Consider the following 13,331-nt stretch of genomic DNA (forward strand, 5'->3'; position numbering starts at 1 on the left):
TCGGGGGGCTTCTGCTTCTGGTTCTGTTACTGCTTCTGTTTCTGCTTCTGTTTCTGTTTCTGCTGCTTGGGTGGCCTCTGTCCTTGGGGTTGCGCTTGCTTCACTCACCCGGATTCCAGCCTTTCTGCGAGGTGGAACGGGGTTATCGTTTGAGACCAAACGATAGGAAGCGGTGCGGGTGTGCGCAAGCCCCTTCGGGGGGATTGGGCGGGGGGTTGGGGGTTCGGGGGGTGCTCTCCCGCCCACCCGCCCGACTCGCTGCGATCTACGGGTGCCGTAGGGGCCCTCCCGCCCACCCGCCCGACTCGCCGGGTCTCGTCCGGCCCGTCGGGGGTCGCTGGTCGTGGGGGTGGTTCGGTGGGTTGTCCCCATGGCGCGCTTGCCGTGGGGGGCCTATCGTACGGCTCCAAACGATGTCCCGCCCCGAACCCTCCTCGCCCCATCCCGCCGAAGGAGCAAGCTCATGGCCGGAGTTCATGGATTCTTTCCGCCCAAGTCCGCGACGGGCCGCTCCTCGCTCATTCCGGCCCCGCCCTGGCGCTACTCGGGAGACCTCCTCACCGTCGAGTACCGGACCGACCCCGCCAGGGTCCGCGAACTCCTCCCCGCGCCGCTCGACCTGGCCGCCGACGACCCCGGCGCCGTCGCCCTGATCTGGGCCGACTGGCAGTCCTGCGGGGACGACAGGGCGGAGCTGCTGGACCCCGTGCGGGCCCAGTACAAGGAGTGCTTCGCCGTCGTGCGCTGTGGCCACCGCGGCCGTACCTACTCGCGCTGCGTCTACATCTGGGTCGACAAGGACTTCGCCATCGCCCGCGGCAACCACCAGGGCTACCCGAAGAAGCTCGGCTCGATCCACCTCACCCGGCCCCACCCTTTCGGCCCCGCTCCCCGTATAGAGGCGGGCGCCGCCTTCGGGGCCACCCTTGCCGCCGCCGACCGGCGTATCGCCCAGGCGGTGGTCACCCTGCGAGAGCCCGCCGAGACGAACGGCTTCGTCAACGCCCACCCCATGGCCCATCACCGCCAACTCCCCGCCATCGAGGGGAAGGGCCTTGCGCTCGATGAACTCGTCGCGTCCGGCGCCGCGTCCTTCGAGGGAGGTCAGCCCTGGTCGGGCGAGGCCGAACTCGACCTCTTCGACGCACCCACGGAGGAACTGGCCGCGCTGACGATCGAGGAGCCGATCGGCGCGTACTACCGACAGGTGGGAGTGGTCTGGAACGGCGGGACGCTGTTGGAGAGGAGTCTGTAGGGGGGAGCGGTGCGTCGCGCCTGTTTCAGCTGCGCCGAAACGGCCCCGTGGCCCCCCGCGTCCCCGTGCCGACCGAAACGCGTTAGCGTTTGAGCCCGTACGAATGCGCGTGGTGCTGATGGACGCGCCAGGTGCAGGCGACACACGGGTGACGCGCAGGCGACGACCGAGGACGAGGAGATACGGACGTGACGGGCTACCGCACCATCCGCGAGACCGAGAAGGCGGTCCGTGCCAAACTCGGCGGCACCCCCGTCAAGTACGAGCAGATGGCCGCCGTATCGAACATCTACCGCGCGGCGTCGGCCGTCCGGCAGCACTTCGAGAACTCCGTGCTGCGGGGGGCCGAGCTGACGTGGACGTCGTTCGTGGTGCTTTACGTGGTCTGGATCTGGGGCGAGATGGAGACGCGGTACGTCGCCGAGGAGGCGGGCATCTCCAAGGGCACGCTCACCGGCGTCGCCCGCACCCTGGCGGGGCGCGGCCTGCTCGAACGCCGGGGGCACCCGGACGACGGACGGCTCGCCCTGCTGCGGCTCACGGAGGAGGGGGAGCGGCTGATGGAGAAGGTGTTCCCCGCCTTCAACGCGGAGGAGGCCTTTGTCGCCGACGGTCTGACGGACGAGGAGTGCAGGACCCTGGCGGATCTGCTGCGGAAGATCGTGGTGCAGACGGAGGAGCGGGGGGAGGAGCGGCGGTTGGAGCTCCTGGACGGCGAGGAGCCGGCTCCCCGCCGCAGCGGGCGGCGCCCCCGAGGGTGATTACCGAGAGGTTTCAGCCCGTACGGGTTCCGAGAGGTTTCAGCCCGTCCGGCGTTTGAGGACGAGCTCGGCGGAGCTGGTGATGACGGTACCTACAAGGCCCCTGCGCCGAGCGGGTTTTCGGGAAGGGGCGGGGTTGGGGAAGAAGACGCCGCTCGAATCAACGCCCCGAACAACCCCTGCTGGGCCGCGTCCGACGCGGCGGTGTCTTCGGGGTGCCACTGGATCGCCGCGAACCACCCCTCCCCACCGGGAAGTTCAAGCGCCTCCACCGTCCCGTCCGCCGCCCACGCACTAGGCACAAGCCCTCGCCCCACCACCTCCACGCACTGGTGGTGAAAGCACGACACGGGCACCGACTCCACCCCGCCCATCGCACGCGCCACCGCAGAGCCCGACGCGACCCGCACGGAATGCACCCGGTGCCGGTGCGCCCCCGCCCCCGCCCCCAGCCCCAGCCCCAGCCCCGAGCCTGCCCCCACCCCACCCATGTCCTGCCGAAGCGTCCCCCCAAGCGCGACATTCACCACCTGCAACCCCCGGCACACCGCCAGCAAAGGCAGCCCGCAGGCCAGCGCGCACCGCGCGAGGGCGAGGTCGAACGCGTCCTGGGCGTCATCCACGTCGTACACGGACCCGTGCACCCGGACCCGCTCCCCGGAACCGGCCCCGCCCTCCACGTACCGCCAAGGCGCCAAGTCGCCGCCCCCCGGCAGCAGCAGCCCGTCGCAGCGGGCGAGCCGTGCCGCCGCTTCGTCCGGCGGGCCCGGCAGCATCATGAACGGCTCGCCGCCCGCACGGAACACCGCCTCCGCCAACGCCCGTGCCGTCACCACGGCCTCGTACCGGAGAGCGGAAGTCGACGCCGCGTAGCGCTGCGGCAGGGCGATCAGCGGGCGTGGCCTCAAAGCTGGATCCATGTGGTCTTCAGCTCGGTGTACTTCTCCACGGCGTGCACCGACTTGTCCCGCCCGTTCCCCGACTGCTTGTAGCCGCCGAACGGCACCGCCATGTCGCCCCGCTCATAGCAGTTGACCCACACCGAACCGGCCCGCAGGCGGCGCGCCACCGTGTGCGCGGTCGACAGGTCCGAGGTCCACAGGCCGGCCGCGAGCCCGTACTCCGTGTCGTTGGCGAGCGCGACCGCCTCGTCGAGCGAGCCGAACGTGAGGACGGAAAGGACCGGACCGAAGATCTCCTCGCGGGCGAGCGGCATGTCCGGGGTGACCTGGTCGAAGACCGTCGGTGCGAAGTAGCTGCCGCCGGGCAGGACTTCACGCCGTACGCCACCGGCCCGCAGCCGCGCGCCGCTCTCCGCGCCCCGCCGTACGTGCTCCCGGACGGAGTCGGCCCTGGCCGCTCCCGCGAGCGCGCCCATCTCGGTGGCGGGGTCGAGGGGATCGCCCACCCGCAGGGTCCCGGCCCGTTCGACGACCGCCGCCGTCACTTCCTCCGCCACCGACTCGTGGACGAGGAGCCGCGAGGGCGCCGTGCACATCTCGCCCTGGTTGAAGAAGATGCCCCAGGCGGCGGTGGCCGAGGCAGTCGCGAGGTCGGGGGCGTCGGGCAGGATGATGTTGGGGGACTTGCCGCCGAGCTCCAGCCATACGCGCTTGAGGTTGGAGTCGGCCGCGTAGTGGAGGAAGCGGCGGCCCACCGCAGTGGAGCCGGTGAAGGCCAGTACGTCCACGTCCGGATGGCTGCCGAGCGCGCGGCCCGTGGTCGGGCCGTCGCCCGCGACGACGTTCAGGACGCCGGGCGGCAGGCCCGCCTCGTCGGCTATCCGGCCGAGCAACAGGGCGGACAGAGGCGTGAGTTCGGAGGGTTTCAGGACCACCGTGCAGCCGACCGCGAGCGCGGGGGCAATCTTCCGGGCCGCCAGGGTCAGCGGGAAGTTCCACGGGACCACCGCGCCGACGACGCCGGACGGTTCGCGTGTGACGAGCGCGAGCGCGCCGGGCTCGGAGTGCGGGGCGGTGTCGGTCAGCTTGTCGGCGAGCTGGCCGTACCAGCGGAACGTGTACGCGAGGGCGCCCAGTTCGATGTCGTACGACTCCGTGATGGGTTTGCCGTTCTCCAGGGTGATCGTGAGGGCCAGTTCAGAGCGGTGCTCTTCGACGAGAGCGGCGATCCGCAGCAGGACCCGGCCCCGGTCCTCGGGGGAGAGGCGCGGCCAAGGGCCCGTGTCGAAGGCGCGGCGGGCGGCGGAGACCGCCTGGTCCACCTCCTTCTCGCCCGCGTCCGCGACCAGTGCGAGCGTGCGCCCGTCGCGCGGGGAGATGACCGGGAACGTGCTTCCGGAACCGTCCGCGTCGGCGCCCGCGATGCGGTGCCGGGTGGGGAACGTGAGCGCTTCGGCCCGGTGCGTCCAGTCCTGGTGGCTGACGGCCAGGGCGTCGTCCGGCATGGAGGCCTCCCGGATATCTCGTTTGAGTTCAAACGATAGCTGAATAGGGCTCCTCCATCGAGGGGTTGACCCCGTCGCGTGGCCGCTCCTAATGTTGTTTGGGTTCAAACGAACTGGAACTGGAGGAAGTCATGGCTCCCCCCGCTCCCGTACCGCCCGTGAATCCGTCGGGTTCCCCGCACTCCCCGCCTCCCTCGCACACGGCGACCGTCGCCGGCGTCCCCGTCGACACCCGGCACTGGATCGGCGGAGAGCGCCTCGCCTCCGCTTCCGCCACTGCCCCGGCCACCTTCACCGACCACTCGCCCATCGACGGCGCCCCGCTCGCCGAGATCGCCCGCGGGGGTGTCGCGGAGGCGCGGGCGGCCGTGGTCGCCGCCCGCGATGCCTTTCCCGCCTGGGCCGCCACCCCGCCCGCCGAGCGCGCCCGGCTCCTGCACGCCGTCGCCGACGGAGTCGAGGCCCGTGCCGAGGACCTCGCCGCCGTCGAGACCGCCGACAACGGCGCGCTCCTGCGTTCCCATCGCCGCGGCGTCATGCCCCGAGTCGCCCACAACCTCCGCTACTTCGCCGACCGCCTCCTCGCCCTCGCCCACGACGACTTCGAGACCAGGGGCCACACCAACCACGTGAGCTGGGACCCGGCGGGCCCGGCCGTGCTCATCACGCCGTGGAACGCGCCGCTGATGCTCGCCAGTTGGAAGATCGCGCCCGCGCTCGCCGCCGGGAACACCGTCGTCCTCAAGCCCGCCGAGTGGACCCCGCTGACCGCCTCGCTCTTCGCGGACATCGCGCACGAGGCGGGGCTGCCGGCCGGGGTCCTCAATGTGGTGCAGGGGTACGGCGCGGAGGTGGGCGAGCCCCTTGTCGCCGACCCCGACGTGCGCCGGATCAGCTTCACCGGGTCCGTGCCCACCGCGCGGCGGATCGCAGCGGCTTCGGCCGCGCACCTCGTGCCGTGCAGCTTCGAGCTGGGAGGCAAGTCCCCGCTGCTCGTCTTCGCCGACGCTGATCTGGAGCTCGCGGCCGACCTCGCCGTCGAGCAGTTCGACAACGCGGGGCAGATCTGCCTGGCCGCCACCCGCATCCTGGTCGAGGAGTCCGTACGGGATGCGTTCCTCGGTCACTTTCTTGACCGGGTCACGAAGTTGACCCAGGGAGATCCGCGCGACGAGACCACCGACATCGGGCCCAACATCCACCCCCGGCACGTCGAGCGCGTCGACGGATTCGTGCGGCGCGCCCTGGACGCGGGCGCGAAGGCGGTCACCGGCGGCGGCCGCAACACCGCCCTCGGCGGGAACTATTACCTCCCCACCCTCCTCACCGACGTCGCGCAGCACTCCGAGATCGTGCAGGAAGAGGTCTTCGGGCCCGTCCTCACCCTCCAGACCTTCCCCGACGGCGACGAGGACGAGGCCGTGCGCCTCGCCAACGGCACCCGCTTCGGCCTCGCCGCCACCCTCGCCACCGGCGACCGCGAGCGCGCCGGCCGGGTCAGCGCGCGGTTCGTCGCCGGGACGGTCTGGGTCAACTGCTTCTTCGTACGCGATCTCTCCGCGCCCTTCGGCGGCTCCCGCGATTCGGGCATCGGGCGCGAGGGCGGCGACTGGTCCTTCGACTTCTACTGCGACCTCAAGAACACCGTCACTGCTCCGAAGGGGTGGGCCCGCCATGGGTGAGATCGTCGGGGCGGGGCTTCTCGCCCATGTGCCCACCATCGTGCTGCCCGAGGCGACCCGCAAGGAGCTCAACGGAGGCCGCGAGATCAGCCTCGTTCCCGGACTGCGGCGGCTGCGCGAAGAGGTCTTCGAGACCCTCGACCACGACACCGTCGTCGTCCTCGACTCGCACTGGGCCACCACGGTCGAGTTCGTCGTCTCCGCGCACGCCCGCCGCGCCGGTCTCTTCACCTCGGAGGAGCTGCCGCGCGGCATGTGCAGGATGCCGTACGACTATCCGGGTGACCCCGAACTCGCCGCGTCCATAGCGGAGTTCGCCGACCGGCACGAAACCTGGATCACCCCGGTCGACGATCCGTTCCTGCCGGTCCACTACGCCACGATCAATCTCTGGAAGTACCTCGGCGAAGGCCTCCCGGACAAGAGATGGCTCTCGATCGGCGTCTGCCAGACCGGCGACACCGAGGACCACCTGCGGCTCGGCCGCGCCCTCGCCGACGGCATCGCCGCGCTGCCCGGCCGCAAGGTCCTGCTCATCGCGTCCGGCGCCCTCTCGCACACCTTCTGGCCGCTGCGGCAGCTGCGCGCCCACGAGTCGAGCGAGCCGACCCACATCCGCACACCGGAGGCGCGGGCCGCCGACGAGCGGCGCATCGAGTGGCTGGAGCGCGGTGACCACGCCACGGTCCTGCGCACCATGCCCGAGTTCCTCGCCCACAAGCCCGAGGCGCGCTTCGGCCACTACCTGATGATGATCGGTGCTCTCGGAGAAGAGCAGTGCTCCGCGCCCGGGCGCCCCTTCAGCGAGTACGAGAACTCGGTCGGCACCGGCCAGATGCACCTCTGGTTCGACCGCCCCGCCGACGGCTGGACCGGCACCCCGGCCCACCGAGCTCAGCAAGCCCCGCACGCCCCGCGCGCCCGGCACGCCGAGAGCGAGGTCTTTTCCGTATGACCAAAACCGTCGAATACCGCCGCATCCTCCTCGAAGGCGCGGCAGCCAGGGTCGTACGGGAGGGGGACGAGCTGGTCGCGGCCGACGGCCGCCGCGTGAAGGCGTCGGAGGCACACCACCTCCCTCCCGTACGCCCCTCCAAGGTGATCGCCGTCCACCTCAACCACCGCAGCCGCGTCGAGGAGTTCGGCGTCAGCCTGCCGCCCGCGCCCACCTACTTCCACAAGCCCGTGTCGGCGCTGAACGCGCACGGCGGCGCGGTCGTCCGGCCCGAGGGCTGCAAGTACCTCAACTACGAGGGCGAGATCGGCATCGTCATCGGCCGGACCTGCCGCAACGTCGCCCCCGCCGACGTGGGCGCGTACATCGCGGGCTACACCGTCGCCAACGACTACGGCCTGCACGACTTCCGCGACACCGACGCCGGTTCGATGCTCAGGGTGAAGGGCTCCGACACGCTCTGCCCGCTGGGCCCCGGCCTCGTCACCGGGTGGGACTTCCGCTCCAAGTACCTGCGGACCTACGTCAACGGCGAGCTCGTGCAGGACGGCTCGACCGACGAGATGCAGTGGGACATGCACTACCTCGTCGCCGACATCGCCCGCACGATCACCCTCGAGCCGGACGACGTGCTCCTGTCCGGCACCCCGGCGGGCTCCCGTCCCGTCCGGCCCGGAGACGTGGTCGAGGTCGAGGCCGAGGGCCTCGGCCGGCTCGCCAACCGCATCGTCACCGGCCCCACCGCCATCCGCACCGACGTCGGCGCGCAGCCCACGGAGTCCGAGGAGGTCGTGTCGACGGCCTTCGGAGGCGACTGGGAGTTTCGCGGCCGGCGGCCTCCGCGCCGCTGAAACCCCCACTGCTTGCCGCTGCCCCCCACTGCTGAAGGAGTTCACATGCTCAAGGTGACCGTTGACCTGGACGTCTGCCAGGACCACGGACAGTGCGTCTTCGCCGCGCCGGACGTCTTCGAGCTCGACGATGACGGCCGTCTCGCCTACGTCGGGACGCCCGACGAAAGCCTGCGCGCCGACGTCGAGGACGCCGCCGACGTCTGCCCGCTCCAGGCCATCCGGATAGAGGGCTGACCCGCCGTGGCACCGGCGGGGATAGCCGTCGTGGGCGCGTCGCTCGGGGGCCTGCGGGCGGCCGAACAGCTCCGTGCGGCGGGGTGGAGAGGGGCGATCACGGTGTACGGGGACGAGCCGCACCTCCCGTACAACCGGCCGCCGCTCTCCAAGGAGGTCCTCGCGGGCGAGGCCCCCGCCGCCGTCACGACGCTGCGCCGGCGCCCCAGCGTCGACGACGTGGAATGGCGGCTCGGCACGGCGGTCGCGTCCGCCGACCTGGCCGCGCGCACGCTCACCCTGGCCGACGGTTCGGTCCACGGGTACGAGGGCCTGGTGGCCGCTACAGGGGTGCGGCCACGCAGGCTTCCGTTGAGCGGGGGCCCGCCACGGCATGTCGTACGGACGCTGGAGGACTCGGCGGCGCTGCGTACCGAACTGGCGGAGGGCGTACGGGTCCTTGTGGTCGGCGCCGGGTTCATCGGCTGCGAGGTGGCGGCCACGGCTCGCAAGGCGGGCTGCGAGGTGACGGTCGTCGCGCCGGAGGCCGAGCCGATGATGCTCGCGGTGGGCGAGGAGCCCGGCAGGGTGCTGCGCCGGCGGCACGAGGCGCGCGGGGTGCGGTTCCGGATGGGGCGGCTCGTCGCGGGGCTGACTGCCGGGGGCGCGGTGCTCGACGACGGCAGCGAGTGCGCGGCCGATGTCGTGATCGAGGCGATCGGTTCGCTGCCGAACGTGGAGTGGCTGGGGGCGGGGGCAGTCCCGGGGCAGGGGGCGGGGGCGGGCCCGGGGGTCGGGGGCCTCGATCTGACGGACGGCATCCTCTGTGACGCTCATCTGCGGATCGGGGGACTTCCGTACGCGGTGGCCGTGGGGGACGTGGCGCGTTTCCCGAACCCGCGCTACGGGGCGCTCGCGCGGCGGGTCGAGCACTGGTCGATGCCGTCGGACTGCGCGCGGCACGCGGCGCGGGTGCTGGTGGCGGGGCTCGGGAGCGGCGGCGGAGGCGGGGGCCGAGACGGTGGCGGAGCCGGTGGCGGTGACGGAGGCGGGGAGCACGGTCTGGCGCCGTTCGCGCCGCTGCCGTCCTTCTGGAGCGACCAGTTCGATGTGCGGGTGCAGTCGTTCGGGCTGCCGGGGGCGGGCGACGAGGTCCGGCTCCTCGCGGGGGAGCCCGATGCGGGGGACGGCGGCGGTGGCGGGGACGTGGTGTACGGCTACTACCGGGGTGACCGGCTGGTGGGGGTGGTCGCGCTGGGCGGGACCAGGGCGGCGGCCCTGGCGGGCGGCTATCGGGGGGAGCTCATGGCGCTGCCCGACGAGGTCCGCAAATCACCGGTGCTCTGATGACCGCCGCAGATCTGGCCGGAACACCGTCACCCGTCCTCGGCACGCGATCGGCTCTGCTCGCGGCCCGTGCCCCGCTCCACCGCTCAAGTGGAGGTCGTGGCCTCGCGGGCGTCTCGGATCGCGTCCGGATGCTGACATCCGGCCGCTTCAAACGGCGTGATTCTCGCCACCCCTGATAGGGGTTGCGCTCAGATGAGCGGATCTTGGGCGGCTGCACTTCTCCAAGGGGTGGCACTCAGTGCCACTGCTCGATCATTCATGAGGTGAACTCACATCTGAGAATTTGACGCTCATCTGAGCGAATTGCAGGTTCTACGGGGGTGGACCCTTCAAGAGTTGAACAAATACTCGCTGGCTCAGCTACTGCTCAGTCACTTTCGATCTACTGGCGGACGGGTGGTTACGGCCGTATGACGCGCAAGTGGACGTACCCAGGTGCCTTCGATCTGGGTATGTTCCTCGCCGTCAGGGCAGCCACCGAGTCCTCGAGGAGTCGAGACCCGTGTCGGAAAACAAAGATCCCCACGTAGCGCAGAACGACGCGAGCGACGCGAGCGATGCGAGCCAAGCGGCCGTGAAGTTCGTTTACGACTTCACCGAGGGCAACAGGAACCTCAAGGACCTTCTCGGCGGCAAGGGCGCGAACCTCGCCGAGATGACCAACCTCGGGCTGCCCGTCCCTCCGGGCTTCACGATCACCACAGAGGCCTGCAAGACCTACCTCGCAAGCGGCGAGGAGCCGGTCGAGCTGCGCGACGAGGTGAGCGCGCACCTCGATGCCCTCGAGCAGAAGATGGGCAAGAAGCTCGGTCAGTCCGATGACCCGCTGCTCGTCTCGGTCCGCTCGGGCGCCAAGTTCTCGATGCCCGGCATGATGGACACCGTCCTGAACATCGGTCTCTCCGACAAGTCGGTGTCGGGCCTGGCCAAGCAGTCCGGCGACGACCGCTTCGCGTGGGACTCCTACCGCCGCCTCATCCAGATGTTCGGCAAGACCGTCCTGGACGTCGACGGCGAGCTCTTCGAGGACGCCCTGGAGGCCGCCAAGGCCGCCAAGAAGGTCACGGTCGACACCGACCTGGAGGCCGCGGACCTGAAGAAGCTGGTCACGAAGTTCAAGAAGATCGTAAAGACCGAGGCCGGGCGCGACTTCCCGCAGGACCCGCGCGAGCAGATGGACCTCGCGATCCGCTCGGTCTTCGAGTCGTGGAACACCGACCGCGCCAAGCTCTACCGCCGCCAGGAGCGCATCCCCGGCGACCTCGGCACCGCCGTCAACATCTGCTCCATGGTCTTCGGCAACCTCGGCCCCGACTCCGGTACGGGCGTCGCGTTCACCCGCGACCCGGCCAGCGGCCACCAGGGCGTGTACGGCGACTACCTGCAGAACGCGCAGGGCGAGGACGTCGTGGCGGGCATCCGCAACACGGTCCCGCTCGCCGATCTGGAGCAGATCGACAAGAAGTCGTACGACCAGCTCATGCAGATCATGGAGACCCTCGAAACGCACTACAAGGACCTGTGCGACATCGAGTTCACCATCGAGCGCGGCCAGCTGTGGATGCTCCAGACCCGCGTCGGCAAGCGCACCGCCGGTGCCGCCTTCCGCATCGCGACGCAGCTCGTCGACCAGGGCCTGATCGACGAGGCCGAGGCGCTGCAGCGCGTCAACGGCGCCCAGCTCGCCCAGCTGATGTTCCCGCGCTTCGACGAGACCGCGAAGGTCGAGCAGCTCGGCCGGGGTATCGCCGCGTCACCCGGTGCCGCGGTCGGCAAGGCGGTCTTCGACTCGTACACCGCCATCAAGTGGTCGCGTTCGGGCGAGAAGGTCATCCTGATCCGCCGTGAGACCAACCCCGACGACCTCGACGGCATGATCGCGGCCGAGGGCATCCTCACCTCGCGCGGCGGCAAGACCTCGCACGCCGCCGTCGTCGCCCGCGGCATGGGCAAGACGTGCGTCTGCGGCGCCGAGGAGATCGAGGTCGACACCAAGCGGCGGCGCCTGACCGCGGCCGGCGGTGTGGTCGTCGAGGAGGGCGACGTCGTCTCCATCGACGGCTCGACGGGCAAGGTCTACCTGGGCGAGGTGCCCGTGGTGCCCTCGCCGGTCGTCGAGTACTTCGAGGGCCGGATGCACGCGGGTGCCGACGACGCCGACGAGCTGGTCGGCGCCGTGCACCGGATCATGGCGTACGCGGACCGGGTGCGCCGCCTGCGGGTCCGTGCCAACGCCGACAACGCGGAAGACGCCCTCCGCGCCCGCCGCTTCGGTGCCCAGGGCATCGGCCTGTGCCGCACCGAGCACATGTTCCTCGGCGAGCGCCGCGAGATGGTCGAGCGGCTGATCCTCGCCGACGCGGACGAGGAGCGCGAGAAGGCCCTGGAGGAGCTTCTGCCGCTCCAGAAGCGCGACTTCGTGGAGCTCTTCGAGGCGATGGACGGCCTTCCGGTCACCGTCCGCCTCCTCGACCCGCCCCTGCACGAGTTCCTGCCGGACATCACGGAGCTCTCGGTCCGTGTGGCCCTCGCGGAATCCCGCAAGGACAGCAACGAGAACGACCTGCGCCTGCTCCAGGCCGTGCACCGCCTGCACGAGCAGAACCCGATGCTGGGCCTGCGCGGCGTACGCCTCGGCCTCGTCATCCCCGGCCTGTTCACCATGCAGGTACGCGCCATCGCCGAGGCCGCGGCCGAGCGCAAGAGCGCCAAGGGCGACCCGCGTGCGGAGATCATGATTCCGCTCGTCGGCACGGTCCAGGAGCTGGAGATCGTCCGCGAGGAGGCCGAGCTGGTCATCGCGGAGGTCGAGGAGACGACCGGCGTGGAGCTGAAGCTCTCGCTCGGCACCATGATCGAGCTGCCGCGGGCCGCGCTCACGGCGGACCAGATCGCGGAGGCCGCCGAGTTCTTCTCCTTCGGCACGAACGACCTCACGCAGACCGTATGGGGCTTCTCGCGCGACGACGTGGAGGCGAGCTTCTTCACGGCGTACCTGGAGAAGGGCATCTTCGGGGTCTCCCCGTTCGAGACCATCGACAAGGACGGCGTGGGCAAGCTGGTACGGGACGCCGTGGCCGCCGGCCGGGCCACCCGCCCCGACCTGAAGCTCGGCGTCTGCGGCGAGCACGGCGGCGACCCGGAGTCCGTCCACTTCTTCCACGAGGTGGGCCTGGACTACGTCTCCTGCTCCCCGTTCCGCATCCCGGTGGCCCGCCTTGAGGCGGGGCGCGCCGCGTCGGAGTCGGCGGGCAGCGACCACCGGTAGCCCTTCCCGGGCCACCGGTAAAACTCCGGAGCCGACGCCGTGTCCCCGACCCTCACCGATACGGCGCCGGCTCCGGTCCACCAGGAAGGGGCAGCTCCCTGTGCGGGGGAGCTGCCCCTTCGGCATGAGCAAGCCCTCGCGGCCCGCGCATGAGCAGCGGCACGGGCCGCACCCTCCCCTCATCCCCTCATCTCCTCATCGCCGAACCCCCTTGAGCGTCTGCCGCAGCGCCTTGCCTTCCGTGCAGTGGCCCGTCTCGTCTGCGCACTGCTCGCAGCTCTGGACGTGGTCGAGGACCACCCGGCACGCATGCGGCTCCGTGCAGAGTCGGCAGCCGCGGGGGAACCAGACGAAGTCGGTGTCGAACCTTCGCTCGCAGCGGGGGCCGAGCTCGACGGCGTTCTCTGTGGTGAGGACGACGGCACACCAGACACAGGCCCGGCCGCACGTCTGCGCCACGGACAACGCCGCGGGGTCGGGCACTTCGATCAGCAGCCGGGTGTGAAGGGTGCCCGGTCTGCTTCCCGGGCCAGGTCCTGGGCCCGTGCTCTCGCCCATGTCGACTCCATTCCGGTCGGCCGTGCCC

Annotated in this window: 11 protein-coding genes; 8 read left to right on the top strand and 3 right to left on the bottom strand. The window is 70.9% G+C overall.

All coding sequences use genetic code 11. The annotated features are described in order from the left end of the window. The first annotated feature begins 463 nt into the window (after positions 1-463). Positions 464-1,255 (top strand): acetoacetate decarboxylase family protein, encoded by a 792-nt coding sequence (locus IE226_RS11565; protein WP_190081040.1) that lies wholly within the window; start codon positions 464-466, stop codon positions 1,253-1,255. Positions 1,256-1,443: 188 nt separating this feature from the next. Then, positions 1,444-2,016: a MarR family winged helix-turn-helix transcriptional regulator gene (locus IE226_RS11570; protein WP_190081041.1), complete on the top strand. Its 573-nt coding sequence runs from the start codon at positions 1,444-1,446 to the stop codon at positions 2,014-2,016. A gap of 92 nt (positions 2,017-2,108) precedes the next feature. On the opposite strand, the gene IE226_RS11575 is transcribed toward IE226_RS11570, so the two are convergent. Both IE226_RS11575 and IE226_RS11580 read right to left on the bottom strand, forming a co-directional pair. Further along, a complete protein-coding gene (locus IE226_RS11575) occupies positions 2,109-2,936 on the bottom strand; it encodes a gamma-glutamyl-gamma-aminobutyrate hydrolase family protein (protein ID WP_190081042.1) in 828 nt (275 codons plus the stop codon). Then, complete coding sequence (locus tag IE226_RS11580) at positions 2,921-4,423, bottom strand: aldehyde dehydrogenase (protein ID WP_190081043.1); 1,503 nt, start codon at positions 4,421-4,423, stop codon at positions 2,921-2,923. Before IE226_RS11580 ends, IE226_RS11575 begins: the two co-directional genes overlap by 16 nt. A gap of 131 nt (positions 4,424-4,554) precedes the next feature. On the opposite strand from IE226_RS11580, the gene IE226_RS11585 reads away from it, so the two are divergent. From IE226_RS11585 to ppdK, 6 genes are all read left to right on the top strand, one after another. Next, a complete protein-coding gene (locus tag IE226_RS11585) occupies positions 4,555-6,105 on the top strand; it encodes an aldehyde dehydrogenase (protein WP_190081044.1) in 1,551 nt (516 codons plus the stop codon). Further along, positions 6,098-7,060 (top strand): 3,4-dihydroxyphenylacetate 2,3-dioxygenase, encoded by a 963-nt coding sequence (locus tag IE226_RS11590; RefSeq protein ID WP_190081045.1) that lies wholly within the window; start codon positions 6,098-6,100, stop codon positions 7,058-7,060. The genes IE226_RS11585 and IE226_RS11590 overlap by 8 nt, the downstream gene beginning before the upstream one ends. Beyond that, positions 7,057-7,911 carry a fumarylacetoacetate hydrolase family protein gene (locus tag IE226_RS11595; RefSeq protein WP_190081046.1) on the top strand — a complete coding sequence of 285 codons (855 nt, stop codon included), beginning with the start codon at positions 7,057-7,059 and terminating at the stop codon, positions 7,909-7,911. Before IE226_RS11590 ends, IE226_RS11595 begins: the two co-directional genes overlap by 4 nt. Positions 7,912-7,956: 45 nt before the next feature. Beyond that, positions 7,957-8,148, top strand: a complete 192-nt coding sequence (locus IE226_RS11600) for a ferredoxin (RefSeq protein WP_190081047.1) — start codon at positions 7,957-7,959, stop codon at positions 8,146-8,148. A 6-nt stretch (positions 8,149-8,154) separates the two neighbouring features. Further along, on the top strand, positions 8,155-9,474 hold the full coding sequence (locus IE226_RS11605; protein WP_229870786.1) for an NAD(P)/FAD-dependent oxidoreductase: 1,320 nt from the start codon (positions 8,155-8,157) through the stop codon (positions 9,472-9,474). Between the two features lie 505 nt (positions 9,475-9,979). After that, positions 9,980-12,745, top strand: coding sequence for a pyruvate, phosphate dikinase (gene ppdK, locus IE226_RS11610; RefSeq protein ID WP_373306930.1), 2,766 nt, complete (start codon positions 9,980-9,982; stop codon positions 12,743-12,745). Positions 12,746-12,940: 195 nt separating this feature from the next. On the opposite strand, the gene IE226_RS11615 is transcribed toward ppdK, so the two are convergent. Further along, positions 12,941-13,303, bottom strand: coding sequence for a hypothetical protein (locus IE226_RS11615; RefSeq protein WP_190081048.1), 363 nt, complete (start codon positions 13,301-13,303; stop codon positions 12,941-12,943). Between the last annotated feature and the right edge of the window lie 28 nt (positions 13,304-13,331).

Source organism: Streptomyces longisporoflavus, from assembly GCF_014649775.1.
GTDB lineage: Bacteria > Actinomycetota > Actinomycetes > Streptomycetales > Streptomycetaceae > Streptomyces > Streptomyces longisporoflavus.

Coding starts and splice junctions, on each gene's coding strand:
- IE226_RS11565 (WP_190081040.1), top strand. CDS start 464: ATGGCCGGAGTTCATGGATTCTTTCCGCCCAAGTCCGCGACGGGCCGC.
- IE226_RS11575 (WP_190081042.1), bottom strand. CDS start 2,936: ATGGATCCAGCTTTGAGGCCACGCCCGCTGATCGCCCTGCCGCAGCGC.
- IE226_RS11580 (WP_190081043.1), bottom strand. CDS start 4,423: ATGCCGGACGACGCCCTGGCCGTCAGCCACCAGGACTGGACGCACCGG.
- IE226_RS11585 (WP_190081044.1), top strand. CDS start 4,555: ATGGCTCCCCCCGCTCCCGTACCGCCCGTGAATCCGTCGGGTTCCCCG.
- IE226_RS11590 (WP_190081045.1), top strand. CDS start 6,098: ATGGGTGAGATCGTCGGGGCGGGGCTTCTCGCCCATGTGCCCACCATC.
- IE226_RS11595 (WP_190081046.1), top strand. CDS start 7,057: ATGACCAAAACCGTCGAATACCGCCGCATCCTCCTCGAAGGCGCGGCA.
- IE226_RS11600 (WP_190081047.1), top strand. CDS start 7,957: ATGCTCAAGGTGACCGTTGACCTGGACGTCTGCCAGGACCACGGACAG.
- IE226_RS11615 (WP_190081048.1), bottom strand. CDS start 13,303: ATGGGCGAGAGCACGGGCCCAGGACCTGGCCCGGGAAGCAGACCGGGC.